General features: G+C 52.5%; 15 protein-coding genes. 3 read left to right on the forward strand and 12 right to left on the reverse strand.

The genetic code is table 11. The features are described 5' to 3' along the window. Window positions 1-240: 240 nt before the first annotated feature. From DYA43_RS18745 to DYA43_RS18770, 6 genes are all read right to left on the reverse strand, one after another. Window positions 241-1701, reverse strand: a complete 1461-nt coding sequence (locus DYA43_RS18745; RefSeq protein WP_225869395.1) for an EmmdR/YeeO family multidrug/toxin efflux MATE transporter — start codon at window positions 1699-1701, stop codon at window positions 241-243. Between the two features lie 32 nt (window positions 1702-1733). Continuing rightward, window positions 1734-3371, reverse strand: coding sequence for a pectate lyase (locus DYA43_RS18750; RefSeq protein WP_061055367.1), 1638 nt, complete (start codon window positions 3369-3371; stop codon window positions 1734-1736). 189 nt (window positions 3372-3560) lie between these two features. After that, window positions 3561-4847 (reverse strand): ABC transporter substrate-binding protein, encoded by a 1287-nt coding sequence (locus DYA43_RS18755; RefSeq protein ID WP_020328920.1) that lies wholly within the window; start codon window positions 4845-4847, stop codon window positions 3561-3563. 21 nt (window positions 4848-4868) lie between these two features. Continuing rightward, window positions 4869-6011 carry an ABC transporter ATP-binding protein gene (locus tag DYA43_RS18760; protein ID WP_055453675.1) on the reverse strand — a complete coding sequence of 381 codons (1143 nt, stop codon included), beginning with the start codon at window positions 6009-6011 and terminating at the stop codon, window positions 4869-4871. Window positions 6012-6044: 33 nt separating this feature from the next. Beyond that, window positions 6045-6956, reverse strand: coding sequence for a carbohydrate ABC transporter permease (locus DYA43_RS18765; protein WP_020328922.1), 912 nt, complete (start codon window positions 6954-6956; stop codon window positions 6045-6047). Between the two features lie 2 nt (window positions 6957-6958). Continuing rightward, complete coding sequence (locus DYA43_RS18770; protein ID WP_020328923.1) at window positions 6959-7843, reverse strand: carbohydrate ABC transporter permease; 885 nt, start codon at window positions 7841-7843, stop codon at window positions 6959-6961. Between the two features lie 654 nt (window positions 7844-8497). On the opposite strand from DYA43_RS18770, the gene DYA43_RS18775 reads away from it, so the two are divergent. The 3 genes from DYA43_RS18775 (at window position 8498) to DYA43_RS18785 (ending at window position 12874) form a co-directional block, all read left to right on the forward strand. Continuing rightward, window positions 8498-9217, forward strand: coding sequence for an oligogalacturonate-specific porin KdgM family protein (locus tag DYA43_RS18775; RefSeq protein WP_020328924.1), 720 nt, complete (start codon window positions 8498-8500; stop codon window positions 9215-9217). Window positions 9218-9300: 83 nt separating this feature from the next. Continuing rightward, complete coding sequence (locus DYA43_RS18780) at window positions 9301-11526, forward strand: right-handed parallel beta-helix repeat-containing protein (RefSeq protein ID WP_061055368.1); 2226 nt, start codon at window positions 9301-9303, stop codon at window positions 11524-11526. Between the two features lie 316 nt (window positions 11527-11842). Continuing rightward, the gene (locus DYA43_RS18785; protein ID WP_061055369.1) at window positions 11843-12874 is read left to right on the forward strand and encodes a pectinesterase family protein; all 1032 of its coding nucleotides are present in this window, start codon (window positions 11843-11845) and stop codon (window positions 12872-12874) included. Between the two features lie 151 nt (window positions 12875-13025). On the opposite strand, the gene DYA43_RS18790 is transcribed toward DYA43_RS18785, so the two are convergent. The 6 genes from DYA43_RS18790 to DYA43_RS18815 form a co-directional block, all read right to left on the reverse strand. After that, the gene (locus tag DYA43_RS18790) at window positions 13026-13649 is read right to left on the reverse strand and encodes a bifunctional 4-hydroxy-2-oxoglutarate aldolase/2-dehydro-3-deoxy-phosphogluconate aldolase (protein WP_020328928.1); all 624 of its coding nucleotides are present in this window, start codon (window positions 13647-13649) and stop codon (window positions 13026-13028) included. 10 nt (window positions 13650-13659) lie between these two features. Further along, a complete protein-coding gene (kdgK, locus tag DYA43_RS18795; RefSeq protein ID WP_061055370.1) occupies window positions 13660-14586 on the reverse strand; it encodes a 2-dehydro-3-deoxygluconokinase in 927 nt (308 codons plus the stop codon). 173 nt (window positions 14587-14759) lie between these two features. Next, on the reverse strand, window positions 14760-15674 hold the full coding sequence (locus DYA43_RS18800; RefSeq protein WP_061055371.1) for an alpha/beta hydrolase: 915 nt from the start codon (window positions 15672-15674) through the stop codon (window positions 14760-14762). Between the two features lie 111 nt (window positions 15675-15785). Beyond that, window positions 15786-16421 carry an RpiB/LacA/LacB family sugar-phosphate isomerase gene (locus DYA43_RS18805; RefSeq protein WP_020328931.1) on the reverse strand — a complete coding sequence of 212 codons (636 nt, stop codon included), beginning with the start codon at window positions 16419-16421 and terminating at the stop codon, window positions 15786-15788. A gap of 51 nt (window positions 16422-16472) precedes the next feature. Next, on the reverse strand, window positions 16473-16796 hold the full coding sequence (locus tag DYA43_RS18810) for a cupin domain-containing protein (protein ID WP_020328932.1): 324 nt from the start codon (window positions 16794-16796) through the stop codon (window positions 16473-16475). A 14-nt stretch (window positions 16797-16810) separates the two neighbouring features. Next, a complete protein-coding gene (locus DYA43_RS18815; RefSeq protein ID WP_044366517.1) occupies window positions 16811-17332 on the reverse strand; it encodes a YgjV family protein in 522 nt (173 codons plus the stop codon). Window positions 17333-17351 lie beyond the last annotated feature (19 nt).

Below are 17351 nucleotides of genomic sequence, written 5' to 3' on the forward strand. Positions count from 1 at the left end.
CTCCATATTGACTGAGAGCTTGTACCGCAACGCTTTAGCGTGATTAACTGACTGAAAAACTAACCGTTCTACGATAATCAGAAGTGATAAAAACAAGGCAGTTCGAGTGAAATGAGAGTGAGTCACAGCGGCTTCGGTATCATCAGCTCTTTGTTAAGAATACGCGAAGTCGTGTGCTTTGGTGTGCGAAAGTGATTAAAAACTGACGGCGTCCCGAGGCGCCGTCAGCTCAGAACGGGTTCAGTTATCCCGGCTGGTGAGATAGACGTTGAGCCAACGACGACTGAGCATACGATATAAATAGAGGGCACCGCGCAGCCACCAGTCGGCAAACATACCGAGCCAGATCCCGTAGATGCCCAATTGCGCATAGATACCCAACAGATAGCCGAGCACAATCCGGCATCCCCACATGCTGAGGATTGCCGTCCACATGCTGTACTTCACGTCTTTGGCGCCTTTAAACGCAGCAGGCAACACAAAGGAAGCCGCCCAAATCGGCATCATCAACGCATTGAGATAGATAAGGTTAACCACGACGTCAATCACCGCCGGGTCATCGGTGTAAATCGCGCCAATTTGATGGGAAAATGGCACGGTGACAATGCCCAGCGCGATCAACGCTGCGGTCGCCAGCCAGAGGATCAGTTGCATTTCCAGCCGCGCGGTGCGGGTCTGGTTCTGACCAAGGCGTTTGCCAATCAGCACCGTCGCAGCCATGGCCAGCGCATTCCCGGGGATATTGACAAACAGCAGGACGGAAAACGTGACCACGTTTCCCGCCATGACGATCGTGCCCATGCCTGCGACCATGATTTGGGTAATGAGTTTGCCAATGTTAAACATCAGCGACTCGACGCTGGCAGGCACGCCGATGACCAAGATTTCTTTGAGGATTGAACGGCTGAACGGTTTGAGAAATTCATTGGCTGGCACGCGCAGCGAACTGTTGTGAGTGAGCACAAACAGAATCATTGCCGCCCCAATCCAGCGAGCCGCACTGATGCCAATCCCGGCGCCCAGCATCCCCAAGCCATTCCAGTGCAGCGCTTCAATGCCGTAAATCAACGGGTAGCTGATGACGATATTGAGGATGTTCATCAGTATATTGGTCGTTGCGGGCGAGCGTGAATTGCCTACGGCGCGCAAAATGCCGCTGCCTGAGAGCGTGATTGCCAGTGCCGGATAGCTCAGCGCTATCATCTTGAGGTATTGATCGGCAAGCGCTATCACCTCTGGCTCAGCGCCGTAGGCCACCACCGCCAGAATAGGCTCGGCAAACAGAAACATCGCCACGCAGCAGACCACACTGATCAACACGCCGAGGTTCATCACCTGACTGGCACCAAACAGCGCTTTTTGCCGATCCCGGCGACCAAAGGCCTGAGCAATCAATACCGAGCCGCCGAGCGCGATCGCCGTGAGCAGTGACAGAATAATGTAGGTCACGCTGTCGGTGATCCCCACCGCGGCGGTGGCATCTTTACCAATCCGGCTGACCAGAATGGTGCTGACGATCCCCATCAACACCACGCAGATCAACTCAACCAGAATCGGCCAGGTAAAAGGCAGAATACTACGCTGAATTAATACGCGGTGACGATAGCGTATACGCCAGCGTCGCACTGGCGTTTGGGAGCAAGGTGGTTCGGAGTCAGGCCTGGCAACCAGCTCGGTTTCTGAAGAAAAACGGTCAGACAAAATTCACTTCCATCAATAAAAGAGAACAGCATTCAGGCCGCTGAGGTCTGATTGTAAATGACGTCGTAGTCGTACACCGTTTTGATGGCATCACCAACCAGGCGCTCACCGTGCAGGTAACCACCTTTGGAAATCATCACAGGAATGTCGGCGTACCTTCCCTGATGCGCCGCTTCAAGAGCCAACAACGCGTAAGGCAGCGGATCATCAAGTCGAACATAACGGTGCAGCGGTCCGGGTAAGAAGAAGCCGGCATGATAGTGCTGGCGCAGCAGATTTTCTGCGACATCGTCGGCTAAACACAGCAATCTTTCATCGTGACTGACGGCGTGCAGCTCAAGGATTGCCATGAGCAGATAAGCCGATGCCAGCGTGGTCTGCTCAGCCACATGCGTTGCATGCAAAGTGGCGCCATCGAGCTCTCCCAAACCAAAGCGTTGCCACATGCGCACGGTGAGATCACGCAGCGTGGCGTCTTCACTTTGCAGGCTGGTGCGGATCAGCGTCAGCAGATAGGCGGGATCGGTCGGTTGTCTGGCCAACGTCGTGCCTTTATCACCATAGTAACCGTCGCGCACAAACGTATAGCCAGTCATGTCTTCGCCGCTGTTCCACATCGGAATCATTCGGTTGTGCGTTTCATCCCAGGCATGGGCAAAGTATGCCGTGATGCCGTCAATCGCCCACTGACGCATCTGTGGCTCATCCAGCAGCTTGGCGCATTCGAGGATCGCCAGCGGATTATCGACCACCACGGGCCAGCTGTCGCGAAACAGCACATTGGCTTCACGGGCAATCTCGCCAAATTCCGGGCCGAACTGACGTTTCGCCCGATCGCCAAACCAGGAGTAGGTCAGGGTGTCGTCGTCCGGGATCGGTTGACGTTGCAATGGTGAAGAGAACTGATACACCGGCATGCCCGTTTGCGGGTGACGCGCCAGAACAAACTGCTGATAAAGATGCTTTGCCCAACGCTTGGCATGTTCATCCTGCGTGTAGTGGAAATAATGACTGGCGGCGTAAATCAGATCGGTGGCGGCGTTAACAAATGTCAGACCAACCGTTTCGGGCAGGGCAGGCCAGAGCGCGGGGTCAACCACCGGCTGCGGCTGGTGGCGGGCAAACAGATCGGGAGCAAAAGGCTGGCCGTACTCGCCGTGACGGCTGAGGTCGAGCTTTTCCCAATCGGAGACGTGCGCAGCCCAGAACCCTTTGAGAAAAGTTTCGGTTTTCGCCGGATTGACCTGATGTAAAAAGGCATAGAACGGAAAATGGTGTTTGAGTTCGTGCACGCACTCTTTACTGGCCGGGCCTTCAATATTGCCGTTCTGCCAATGAATAAACCGATGGCCGCCCCAGTGAAACAGGCCGCTGGCATCATCGACATAATGATCGAGAAAATACGCGGTGATATGGCGTGCCTGCTGATCAAAGCCTGGGTCTTGAGTGAGGATGCTGAGCGCGGTCAGGCCACGCAGAAAATTCTGCTGGCTGGCGAAATTGCTCATCGGCACGCGCTGGCCATCCGGGTATGTCCAGTGCACTGGCTGCAAGGTGTGGATATCCAGTCCATCGGCCAGCAGCGGCGAGGTCGGAGAGGTCGCCAGTTGCAACAGGCGCTGATAGTAATCCATCAGTAACGGGAGATGCGAATGTCGGGTGAAAGCCATAGTGCCACTCCATTTTAGTGTTCGGAAATAAGAGAATCCGCGTTGTCACCACGGATGATGAATTCGAGCGAATCGAACAGGGGTAAGCGGCTTGTGCAATGCGAGCGACTTACCCATGGCGACTCAAAACGTCTGCGCCACAAACTGCAAAAGCACCCCTGAAAAGGGGTGCTGATATCACGTGAACGCTTAGTTCATGCGCTTCAATACACGGTTACCGCGACGCAGGAAGTTTTTCGCGGCTTCTTCGACGCTGGACTGGCCGTAGTCAAGATGCTGCATCTCCTCGCTGAACAGTTCCATCAACTGCGCGTTGTCGGTGTAGGTGGTTGGCATGATTTTCTGAGGCAGCGCTTTCGCCTGCTCATAGCCAAGGAACGACAGGCTGCTTGGGTCGATGTGGCCACTTTGTTGCAGCGTCGATAGGCCCGACTGACTCATTGGAATGCCGCGTGTCAGCCCTAGTGCTTCGATACCGTCAGGATCGTTGAGCAGGAAGTTCACCAGTTTCGCCGCTTCTTGCGGGTGTTTAGTGTTACGGCCGATAGAGAACATCATCGATGGGCGAGCCAGCAGACCAGCTTCTACCGCATTGTTTTCCATTGGGTAGGGACCTAACTCCAGCGACATCGGTGGCTGTAGATTGTCGGCGTATTTCTCAACCGCGGTATCCCACATGTAGAGGCCGCCAAAACGGCCGTCAATCCAAGGACGCATTTCGTACAGGTTGCCCTTGCCGTAAGAAGCGAACTCTTTGGTTGATGGGAACACGTGGTTTTTAACCTGATCCACATACAACTGGAAAAACTCGGTCATCTCTTTGTCGCTGAACGCCAGCAGGTTGGTGTCGTGACTGATGATGTCTTTGCCATGTTTCTGAATGAACAGCGAACGGTTCATCGCGAACACATCACGCGCTTCAATCACAAGTGGGTAGTAGCCGTCGCCGAGGTTTTGTTGGAACGCCTGACCCGCCTTCATCAGGTCATCCCAGGTTTTCGGATAGCCCACACCCGCTTTCGCCCAGATGTCTTTGTTGTAGTAGAACACGCGAGAGGTCATGCTCACCGGCAGACCGTTGATCTTGCCGTCGACGGTGGTCATGTTGATGGCTTGCTGCGGGAACTGAGCCACCTGCAACGCATCTTTGTTCTGGTTCATATCGTAAAAGCCACCGCCATCGCGGGAGAAGATGGGCAGCCAGTTCCAGTTGGTTTGCATCACATCTGGCTCAGTATTACCTGCAATTTGCGTGGTCAGACGCGACAAGTGACCATCCCAACCGGTGTATTCCCCTTTGACGACGATGTCCGGGTATTTCTCGTGGAATTTTTCCAGCGCTTTCAAGGTAGCTTGGTGGCGGGCATTGCCACCCCACCAGGACATACGCAGTTCAGTTTGCGCGTAGGCATTGGCAGCCATGCCACCGAGCGCGAGCGCAGTCAGCGTTGATAGCAGTGTTCTCTTCATGTTCATAGGGTTAGCCTCCAAGCTATTTTATTTTTTTAGCGAGATGTTCTTTTCGGTTTCTTTATCGAAAATGTGTGCTTTGTTCATGTCTACCATGAAGGTCACACCGCGTTTCAATTCCATGTTGAGCTTGGCCTTCACATCGTCGATCGGCACACGAGCGGTGAACTCTTCTTTGCCGACACGGAAGTAGACAAACACTTCGTGGCCCATGTTTTCCATGCGAATCACATCACCGGTCAGCGCCTGCACGCCTTCGGGAATATCGTCGGTTAGCGCCAATGTGATGTTGTCCGGGCGAATGCCGAGTACGGTTTTGTGATAACCAGTGGCTTTGATGCTGGCGGCTTTGTCCGCAGGCAGAGTGAGGTGTTGGCCTTCCAGCGACACCACTAATTCGCCGTCGATGTCATCCAGCGTGACGTCGCGCAGGTTCATTTCTGGTGCGCCGATGAAGCCAGCGACGAACATATTGACCGGGTTGTTGTACAGCTCTTCCGGCGTGTCGACTTGCATGATCTCACCGAGTTTCATCACGCAGATGCGATCGCCCATGGTCATGGCTTCGGTTTGGTCATGCGTGACGTACACCGCGGTCGCCGGACGGTTTTCTGCTTTCAGGTGCTTGTGCAGATCCGAAATACGCACACGCATGGAAGCACGAAGTTTGGCATCGAGGTTAGAAAGCGGTTCGTCGAACAGGAAGACGTCCGGCTTTTTCACGATAGCGCGGCCTACCGCCACACGTTGTGCCTGACCACCAGACAACTGGCGCGGCAGACGTTCAAGCAGCTCTTCTATTTCAAGGATCTTGGCGGCCTCATTCACACGTTGGTCGATTTCTGTCTTCGGCAGCTTTTGCAGCTTGAGGCCAAAGCCGAGGTTTTCGCGCACCGTCATGTGCGGGTACAGCGCGTAGTTCTGAAACACCATCGCGATGCCACGATCTTTCGGTGGCAGGTTGTTGACGATCTTGTTGCCGATGGTGACTTCGCCACCGGTGATGTTCTCTAAACCGGCCAGCATGCGCAGCGTGGTCGACTTGGCACAGCCCGACGGGCCGACGATCACCAGAAACTCTCCGTCACGAATGGTCAGATCGATGCCGTGCACGGCTTTGAATCCGTTGGAATAGACTTTTTCCAGTTTGTTGAATTTGACTTCAGCCATTGTTTTAACTCCAAAACTTGTTTAATTCCAAAATCAGCCTTTAATGCCGCTGCTGGTCACGCCTTCCACGAAATATTTCTGAGACATGAAGAACACGATGATCGATGGGATGATGGCGATCGATGCCATGGCCAGAATCTCGTTCCATCGCGCGCCTTCAGTAACGTCGATAGACATTTTCAGAGCCAGGGCAATCGGATACTTCTCGACGCTCGATACGTAGATCAATGGACCAAGGAAGTCGTTCACCGACCACATGAACTGGAACAGCGCCACCGAGATGATGGCCGGGCGGATCACCGGAACCACGACGTACCACAACACCTGGAAAGAGTTACAGCCGTCAATCATCGCCGCTTCTTCCATGTCCGTTGGAACGCCGCGCAGGAACTGCACCAACATAAAGACGAAGAAACCTTGAGTGGCGAAAGCCAGTGGCAGATAGAGCGGCAGATAGCTGTCAAGCAGACCCATTTCACGGAACATTAAGTACTGAGGAATCAGCAGTACCGACTGAGGCAGCAAAATGGTGGCGATCAAGGTCGCGAACCAGAACTTCTTCCACGGAATATCAAAGCGGGCAAAGGCGTAGGCGACGATCGTGGAGGAGACCACGGTAAAGAACACTTTAGGCAGCACATACAAGAAGGTGTTCATGATGTAGTGGCCGAAGGTGAACTCGGTACCGGTTTTCCAACCGTTGATGAATCCTTCCAGGCTCCATTCGCTGGGAATCAGACTCATGGAAGAGAAGATTTCATGGTTGGGTTTCATGGCAGCGGAGAACATCCACAGCAAGGGATAGAGCATCATAATGCCGACGATGATCAACACGGTGTAGCGAATGGTGGCGTTGATCTTTTCACGGCGCAGTGTGCGTTCGTTCTCGACGTTACTGGCGCGGACTTCGCTGGCCTCGTTTTGAGCAGTGATGGTTGTAGACATGGTTATTTGCCTCCCTTGTCACCGGAATAAAACACCCAGTATTTTGATGAACGGAATGTGATGGCAGTGAAAATCGCCACGACAATAAACAGCGACCATGCCAGCGCGCTGCCGTAGCCCATGTCGAAGAACTTAAACGCGGTTTCGTAGATATAGAGTGAGATCAGATACGTCGACTTCATCGGGCCGCCGCCAGTAACGACGTAAGGCGCCGTGAACTCCTGGAAGGCCTGCGTGGTTTGCATGATGAAGTTGAAGAAAATGACCGGCGTGATCAATGGCACGGTCACTTTCATGAACATTTGCCACTTGCTGGCGCCGTCAATCAGTGCCGCTTCATACTGAGATTGCGGCACGTTCTGCAGCGCCGCGAGGAAGATCACCATCGCTGATCCGAACTGCCATGCTCGCAGCAGCGTGATCGAGAACAGAGCAAAAGAGGGTTCGCCGAGCCAGTTGACCGGGTCGATGCCAATAAAGCCCAGCATGCCGTTTAACACACCATCAATAGCAAACAGAGCGCGCCACAGAACGGCGATCGCAATGCTGCTGCCGAGTATCGACGGAATATAGTAAGCGGTGCGGAAAAAGCCGATGCCCTTGAGCTTAAAGTTCAGGATAAAGGCAATAAACAGCGCAAACGCCAGTTTGACTGGAATGGTCAAGAAAACGTACGCGAAGGTGACGCTCATTGATTTCCAGAATAAATCGTCCTCTGTGAGCATGTAACGATAGTTCTCGATGCCGACAAATTTGGGTGCGGTCATCAAGTCATAATCGGTAAAGCTCATCAAAAATGACGAAACAAAAGGAAAGGCGGTAAACACAATCAACCCTATGATGTAGGGAGACAGGTACGCCAATCCTAGCTTACGACTTTCATACATTTTCTCGTCCTCGTTAGTTTTTATTCACCGAAAAGTAGAAAGCATCGCTCCGAAGTCACTTCTCGGTTTCTGAGTTTATTAAACGCAGATAACTAGTTAACTTCCACTCGATGAATCTATAAGTGTGATCAAAAGATAATATTTTTAAATAAATTAAAATAAAAATGTGAAACAACGTTTTGTTTTGTTGTTGATGCATGAGTGTTCAGATGCGCACTTCAGAGTTATCGTTCAATCCTTGTGTCGAATGGTTTGCTTGATCTGTATTTAACTGTTTGATTTAAAATAATAAATGTAATCACTCGTTGTTGGTGTTCAATAAATATCAAGTACTTAGTGTGTTTTCTTGGGGTGGTTTTTTTCTGCCTGAAGTGAGTTTAAATGCGTTGATTGAAATCAATATAATCTTCAGTTTTTGAGATTTTATTATTTTATCGTATTCGGATTTTTTCACTTTTTTATGAGTTGTTAATTGAGCGGAATTTTATTTGCTTATAAAAATAAACCGATATTTCAACTTTGATCACATATATTCTTGGTTTTAGATGGAACGTGGTTTCATTGATCACATTTTGTCTCTTTCTGGCTTTTCTATCGGAACTTGATTCATAAAATGAAACTGTAAATCCAATAAAACAAAACGGTGTTTCAATTATGAAAGTGAAAATTATAACTTCTGCCATCCTTATCGGACTGACTGCCACTGCGGCTCAGGCGACCAGCCTTAACCTTCGTCATGAATTTCAAGATGGCAAGGGCAAAGCCGAATCTCAGCACAAAGATCGTTTGCTGCTCGACCATCGCTTTGAGAACGGTATTGGCCTGAGCGCTGAAGTGAAGTGGGCAAACCCGAAAGGCGAAGGTTTTGATCTGGGTGAACTGCATGATGCCGGACATGAAGTCGTGGTGAGCTACAACTACAAAGTGACCGACACCTTTACGCTACAACCTGCTTACGGCGCTGATTCCAATACCAACGGCATTACTCACAAATTCAACCTGAAAGGGACGCAAAAACTCTCTGACGACTGGGATGTTGCGTTGCGTTACCGTTATGGCGATGCCAACAAAACGGAAGATTCAGGCAAAGCAGACAGCCATTACCATCAGCTGAACCTGACCAGTGGCTACAAAGCGGGTGACTTCAAATTCGGTCTGGATGTGGAATACAAGTTTGAGCAATCCTCAAGCTCTGGCTACAAAGGCGATGAAAACTACCTCAACCTGGTGAGTGTATCGACCGAATACAGCGGTCTGGAAAGCGGTTGGCGTCCATTTGCCGAGTTCGCAATGGTATCGGTTGATGCGGGCAGCGCGGAAGGTAAAGACGATTACGCGCCTCGTTACCGTGTCGGTCTGAAATACAGCTTCTAAATTCAACGTCCTCACTGTCCACTGTATTCCAAGGCTGACCCGGAAGGATCCGAGTCAGCCTTTTGCTTTTCGAAGGTATTGTCATGAAAAAAACACCCATTGCTTTGTGTCTGGCGTCCGTGTTTGCGCTGACCGCCTGCTCTTCTCAGGTTACTCATCTCGACGGCAGTCAGGCGGTATGGCAGGCGATCACATTTGGCCAGTCTACCGATCTTAACTTCGGCTCCACCATCCTGCCGGAAAAAGTCGGCCTCAATCACGTGGTGGCCAACGGGCAAGCAGTACAACCGGGATTGGTCGCCTCGCAGTTCACCATTGAAAGCCGTGGCGGCAAGATCGCCAACTCCCATGAAGGCGGTACTTTCTATTACACCCAATTACCGACGAACGTGAACTTCACTTTATCGGCCAATGTGACGATTGATCAGCTTGGCCCGGAAACCGGATCTTCGCCTAACCGTCAGGAAGGGGCGGGTCTGATGGTGCGTGATATTGTTGGCGAAGCGCGCCTCGACCCTCAGCCACAAGGGCTGGAAGAGTTTCCGGCTGCCTCGAACATGGTGATGAACCTGATCCGTGCCAATAAGAAAGAACACAATGGGCTGGTCAATGTCGATGCGACGTACCGCGAAGGCATTTATCAGCCGTGGGGAACGGCGGGCAACCGCATGAGCCACGACGAATTTGTCAAAGGCGTCGAGTTTGGCCCGGGCAAAACGTATCACATGACGCTGACCCGTACCGACAGCGGATATTGGGTCAGCTACGACGATGGTGTGGTGAAACAAACTCAGGAAGTCAGCGGCGCCAATGCCAACCTGGTGCAAATGCAGGATGGCAAACATCAGTACGTCGGCTTTTTTGCCTCACGTAATGCCAAAATGACCGTGAGCGATGTCGAGCTGACGCTGTCTAAAGCCAACACGGTTGAGGCTCCGCGTTATCACGCAAAACTCGACAACCCAGTTCTACAGCAAGCTTCGGCGGATCACTCACCAATCGAGAATTACACTGTTCAGGCGCGTGCTAACTACAGCGGCACATTCAGTGTGGCACAAAATGGTCAGTGGTTAGCGGACAAACAGGCAGTATCAGCCGGCGAGATGTTTGGTTTTCCAACCACACTGACTCAAGCCAACACGCAATTTGACGTCACCTTCACGCCGATTGAAGGGCCGAGCCTACAACCGCTGAGCTACCAATATCAGGTAGAGAAAGTGGCGCTCGCCAATCCGATGGAAATTCGTGTTAACCCGAACGGCAGCAACGGGCGTATGACACTGGACGCGGCAGTCGAACTGCTTCCTCCGGGCGGCACCATTGTGTTGGAAGAAGGCGATTACCCAGGTCTGACTCTGCCCGTTTCTGCCAGCGGTACGCCAAAGGCGATGAAAACGCTGAAAACGGCAGGCGATAAGGTGCGTTTTACGGGCGATTACCTGCATGAAGCCAGCTACTGGAATGTGTCGAACATTGAAGTCGCCGGTGCCCGCGTTATCGTGCACGGCAGCCACAACCAGTTCTCACACATGGTGACGCATAGCGCGCCGGATACGGGCTTCCAAATCTCGTCACCGGAAAAAATTGGCCGTGCACTGTGGGCGAGTTACAACACCGTGACGGACAGTGAAAGCTTCAACAACATGGATAAGTCGCAGATCAACGCTGACGGTTTCGCCGCCAAAATGCGGATTGGTGATGGCAACACCTTCATTCGCTGTATCTCGCATCACAACATTGATGATGGCTGGGATTTGTTCAACAAAGTGGAAGATGGCGCCAACGGCGTGGTCACCATTCTGGATTCGATTTCTTACATGAACGGCCAGACAATGGACGTGCCGTCCAAAGGCGGAACGCGCGGTAACGGTTTCAAACTGGGAGGGGAAGGCTTGCCAGTGGCGCACATCGTGAAAAACAACCTGGCGTTTCGCAACAATATGGATGGGTTTACCGACAACTTTAACCCGGGTGCGCTGACGCTGGAAAACAACGTGGCAATTGATAACGTGCGCTTTAACTACCTGTTCCGTAAGAGCCCTTACGAAGCGGCAGGAAAACAAGGTTCATTCATCAATAACCAGTCATACCGTTTTTCTGTTGCCAGTCAGTACAGCGACGTGGTCAACGGTGAAACGCTGCGCGGAAACCGCTTCATCGTCAATGGTGTCACTACGGACGAGCAGGGACAAGCGGTGGATCTGCAAACACTTGAGGCCTTGAAATCAGCGGTACAACTCGCAGAGAAAGACGCACCGCCGAGTCAAGCTCAGGTCGTACATATTCGGGAAACCTTAAACATGGACTAACTGTCCTTTTGGGGCTTACTTCTGTCGGGATAAGCCCCCTTTTTCTTTTCCCATTTGCTCTTCATTTCAGCTCTCATGCTCAGGTTCATCTGAGCGGTGAGACATTCCCACCAAAGAAATGATGCCATTGACTCAAGGTGCCGGCAGACGGCCCGGGCTCTCAATCCGCTGGTGGGGCAGACTTGTGAAACCAGTCGGCGAATCAGTGCGCATTTTGTCAGTGTCGCAGGCGAGGCAGCGACTTAACAGATGGCAATATCAGCGCGCGCGCTGGATCAACAGGTAGCCTATTTCCACTGATGCCAAGGAGAGAATCATGTTGAGCCGACACTATGATGCGGTGGTCGCCTTGGATGGCAGTGGCGACTTTGGGGCCATTCAACAAGCGATAGACGCGGTGCCTTACGGCAAAACGCCGCACACTATCTTTGTACGCCGAGGGGTGTATCACGAACGGCTGACGATCCGTCGGCCACATCTCACTCTGATCGGAGAAGGGCGCGACAGTACTGTAATTCGCGCCGCCACCGCCAATGGCATGTTGGACGCGAATGGCGTTCGCATCAGTACCGCGGGCAGCCGCACCGTGTATGTGGATGCGCCGGACTTTAGCGCGCACGCTTTGACGATCGAAAACAGTTTTGATTTTCGTGCCAATCAGGCCAAACACGAGGGCGATCCCAGCCGCATCATCAATACTCAGGCGGTCGCCTTAATGGTTGGCCGAGCAGCCGATCGCGCCTATTTTCGGGATGTGGCGCTGAGCAGTTTTCAGGACACCCTGTATCTGCGCGGTGGCCGCAGCGTATTTGAACACTGCCATATCAGCGGAACGGTGGATTTTATCTTCGGCCAGGGCATCGGCCTGTTCAAACAGTGTCAGATATTGGCTCGTCGCCGGGACGATGTCGCCGAAGGCGAATGGGGATATATCACCGCGCCATCAACGCCGACAACCCAGCGCTTCGGACTGGTGTTTAAAGCGTGCCGTCTGGAGAAAGAGCCCGGTGTTCCCGCGGGCAGTTACGCGCTCGGCCGCCCCTGGCACCCGACGACCACGTTTGGCGATGGACGATATGCCGATCCTAATGCCATTGGCCACGCGGCGTTTCTGCATTGCCAAATGGGCGATCATATCTATGGCTGGGACAGGATGAGTGGTCGGGATATTCGTCAGCAACTGATTTGGTTTCACCCCCAAGACTCACGCTTTTGGGAATACGCCAATCAGGGCTGCGGCGCTGGCATCACTCCGGCGCGGCCGCAATTGAGCGAGGCAGAGTCGGCTTGTTACGATGACATCAGCATACTGGATGGCTGGGACTTTACTCGCGTAGCGCGCGGATAAAAAAAGGCCCATACCGAAGTATGGGCAAACACCTATGCGTTCTGACAATGGGCCGGCAGGCATGGACGGACTGCCGACTCAAAACCAGTCTTTGTTGCAGGATAACAAATCAAGGTCGAGAGGTTTGATCTCGAAAAAGGATCGGTAATCGTTAAGCGATAATGCCAGCGACTTCTTTGACCAACACAGCCAGTTCGTCCCATTTTTCATTGTCGATAAGATCGTTGGGCACCATCCAGGTTCCGCCACACGCCAGCACCGCTGGGATAGCGAGGTAGTTCTTCACGTTGCTCGGGCTCACGCCGCCGGTTGGCATAAAGCTGACCGGGTAAACGGCCGTCAGGGCTTTAAGCATAGCAACACCGCCTGAAGGCTCAGCCGGGAAGAATTTCAGCGTATCCAGACCCATTTCCATCGCTTGTTCCACCAGGCTTGGATTGTTGACGCCTGGGACGATGGTCACACCGCGCTGCTGACAGTATTTCACTGTGGTCGGGTTAAAGCCCGGGCTGACCACAAAGTCGACACCCGCTTCAATCGCCTGATCAACCTGAGCTGTCGTCAGTACGGTGCCTGCGCCAATCAGCATGTCCGGGAATGCTTCGCGCATGTTTTTCATGGCCAGCGCTGCTTGTTCAGTACGGAAGGTCACTTCCGCACAAGGCAGGCCGTTTTCAATCAGCACTTCGGCCAGTTTGACGGCTTTGTTTGCGTCTTTGATTGCAATCACCGGAACGACTTTAATGTCGCGCAGTTGCTCGTTAAGAGTTTTCATTTTTCCATCCTTAAATTAGAGGCATGACATCGCGTGGAATAATTGCCCCACGATGTTGAATAACGGTGCCCGCCAGAGCGTGACCAGAAACCGCGGAGTCGACGGTACTGCCACCGGTGAGGCGTTTGGCCAGATAACCAGCGCTGAATGAGTCACCAGCGGCGGTGGTGTCTACCACTTTGCTCACTTTGATGGCCGGTACGGCGATAAAATCATCAGACGTCACGACAAAGCATTCGTCCGCGCCACGCTTCACCACGATCTCTTTGACGCCAAAACCTTGCGTGCGTTCGATTGCCTGCTGTTCCGCGCTGTCGCCATAAAGCATCACTTCATCGTCAAATGTCAGAAATGCGATATCCGTTAAGCGCAGAATACTGGCGTACATGTCGCGCGCTGCCTGGGCAGATTCCCACAGGGCTGGACGGTAGTTGTTGTCGAAGGCGATGGTCACGCCATCTTTGCGACACAGTGTGAGCAGCTCAACCAATTTTTTACGGCAATCAGCGGGTAAAATCGCCAGGCTGATGCCGCTGAGGTAAACCACCTGATGTTGGCTGAGCTTTTCTGCCAGGCTCAACAGCGGGCTTTCGCGCAGCCAGTACTTCGCCGCCGAGTCGTTACGCCAGTAGTAGAAACTACGTTCACCATCCGGCGCGGTTTCAATCGCGTAGATGCCCGGCAGTTTGCTGTCGGAGATCTGAACCAGATCGGTGTTGATCCCTTCCTGCTGCCAACTGGTCAACATCTGTTTGCTGAACGGATCTTTCCCCAATCCGGTCACATAAGAGGTGGTGATGCCGTGTTGCTGCGTCAGGCGAGACAGATAGAGCGCAGTATTCAGTGTATCGCCACCAAAACTCTGCTTGAGCTGATCGTCGGCTTTTTGCAATTCCACCATGCATTCGCCGATGACCGCGACTCGATTCACCTTCATAGGAGTACTCCTCAAAATAATCTGACGCCATTATGGCAATAAAAAAACCATGAAACAATAAATTTAAAACGATGGTTCATTTAAATTGTGAATTGGGTCTTTATTTGAGTTTTTGCGTGTGAAGTGAAAGAGCCAAAATCGGCACGCACTCTGCGTGCCACTTGATGCCGGAGTTATCGAACGGAAGCCGGGGCGTACAAGCTCTGCACCCAACTGTCGAGTAGCTGTGGCCAGTGTTTGGCGGGCAGGTTCTGGACACCGCGCAGGCCAAAGCCGTGGCCGCCGCGGGCAAAAATGTGCAGTTCGGTCGGGACATGGTGTGCTTTGAGCGCCTGCCAGAAGACCAGGCTGTTGTCGGCTTTGACGGCGTTATCATCGCTGGCGTGCATCAGAAAGCAGGGGGGTGTATCTGGGCGTACCTGGGTGTGCAGCGAATAGTGCTGACGAGTCGTTGTATCCGGATAGTCGCCCATCAGTTCATAACGGGAACCGTCGTGGCCGATCTCTTCATCCATGCTGATCACCGGATACATCAGCGCTGCAAAATCCGGGCGTGGTGAAAGTAAATCGGCAGAATCCTGTAAAGGGTAAACCGCTTGATGATGATGCACCACCAGTGTGCCCGCCGCGTGTCCGCCGGCCGAAAAACCGACGATGCCCACATGGCGTAATCCCCAACGGGCTACTTGGGCGCGAATGAGCCGAATCGCGCGCTGAGCATCCGCCAGCGGGGCGTGCACGCCCTCCGCATGGCCATCGCCCGGCATACGATAAGTCATGACAAACACGGTATAACCTTTCTCGCTCATCGCGATGGCGGTGTCTATACCTTCTTTGTCAAAGGCTACGCGCTGATAGCTGCCACCGGGTAGGACCAAAAGACCGATGCCGTTGGGATGCTCAGGTTCAACCACCACCATCTCTGGCCGGGTAATATGAGAAACTTCGCGGTCGCGCACCACTTCATCACTGCTGCGGTCGCTGAAACGAGGCGCAAGGTCGGGGACGGGCCGAGTCGATGGCCAGAGCGGAATGACTGTGTGGCCGGGGAACCACTGCGTGAGAGAAGTAAACGAAACATCAGTCATATCAAATCCTTGAAGCGAAGAGGTGGAACCATTGTGCTATTGATGGAATAAAAAAAGCCAGCGCGAAGGCTGGCTTTTTGATGAGTTCCCGATAAATAAGTAATGCAGTGCTTAGTCGAGTAGAGACTGTACGTATTCTGCGATTTCCGGCACCTGACAGTGGCTGAAGAAACACTCTTGGAAGCGTGCGCCGCCAACAGCTGTTTTCACCAGTTCCTGATCGATAGAGCGCAGTGCCTCAACGACGTCTTTCGCGACCGCGAATTTCACCTGAGTCAGAATGCCAGCGTTGCGTTGCTGAGGTTCCGCACGCTCGATTGGGTAACCCTGACCACGTTCGCCAGTGAACGCTTTTTCAAAAATGTAACGAACGTTCAGCTCACCTGCCCAGCCAAATCCTTTCGCAAAAGCCAGAGACAACGCGTTGCCGTTGTTGATTTGGTTAAACAGGAACGCATCTGAAGGCTCCAGGCAGTAACCACAGATAACACCCGGATGCAGGTTCAGAGACATCATTGCGCCCTGGCCGGTACCACAACCTGCGACAACAAAATCGGCCGCTTTTGAGTTCAGCAGAATGCTGGCCATAATCCCTAAGTGGATGTAAGTCAGGTGATGGTCGTTTTCATCAGACATACCAACGTTGAAAACATCGTGACCCAGCGGCGCCGCTACGGTGTTCAGTTCGTTCAGAACCATCGCGTTTTTGCCAGCCTGGCTGTTTTCCATCATCAGTGCAATTTTCATAGAGTTTCTCCTGCGGTTTGTCCGCAACAAATCAGTTAAAAAGCGAATTCGTTATTGAATGAAATCTTTGCGCATTGGGGTGAAGTTATCGAGCAGCACCCCCGCTTTAAGGCAAACGCAGCCGTGCATCACGTTCGGCTCTTTGTAAAGCGCGTCGCCGGCTTTGACGATTTTGGTTTCATCGCCAATGGTAAATTCGAATTCACCCGACAGCACGTACGTCAGCTGTTCATGCGGGTGGCTGTGCATCGGGCCAATTGCGCCTTGTTCAAAATGCACTTCAACGCTCATGATGTTGTCACTGTAGGCGAGGATTTTGCGAGAAACGCCAGCGCCGAGATCTTCCAGTTTTACATCTTGGTTATAGACAAACATGATGCCCTCTTTGTTTACAGTGCCTGACTGGCCAGCGCGCGTTTTTGTTCGCGCAGCATACGGAAAATGGTCAGGCTGTTAACGGTAATGACAGTCAGCTCCAGCAATGTGCCGCCAATGGAGCCAACCAGAATATTGTTGGTTAGCCAACAGCAGGCGCCAATCAGAAAGGCAATGCGCATTTGAATGCCGCGCAACATGAAGATAGCAAATGTACCAATCATGGTGCCAATCACTGGCCACAGATCCCACCAATGGTCGGCGATGTAAAGGCCTAATCCCGCTCCGGCGAGCAGGAATATCGCCGCAACATATTTCGACGAGGTGTAGATGGAACTGGCTGTGCGCATGGCCGACAGGGCAGCGCTGAGCGCTGAGACTGCCGAACCAAGCAAAATAAAGTGGAGAAGATGATTGAGATTGAAGACGAACATTACGATCTTCAGCCGCCTGTCGTTTTTCTGGTAGAAAGTGGAGATTCCTAAACCAAAGCTGACAAACCCTAATGCCTGAGCCAGTGATAAATCTGCAATCATCTTCTCGTATGCTTCTTAG

The organism is Vibrio fluvialis, from assembly GCF_900460245.1.
Classification (GTDB): domain Bacteria; phylum Pseudomonadota; class Gammaproteobacteria; order Enterobacterales; family Vibrionaceae; genus Vibrio; species Vibrio fluvialis.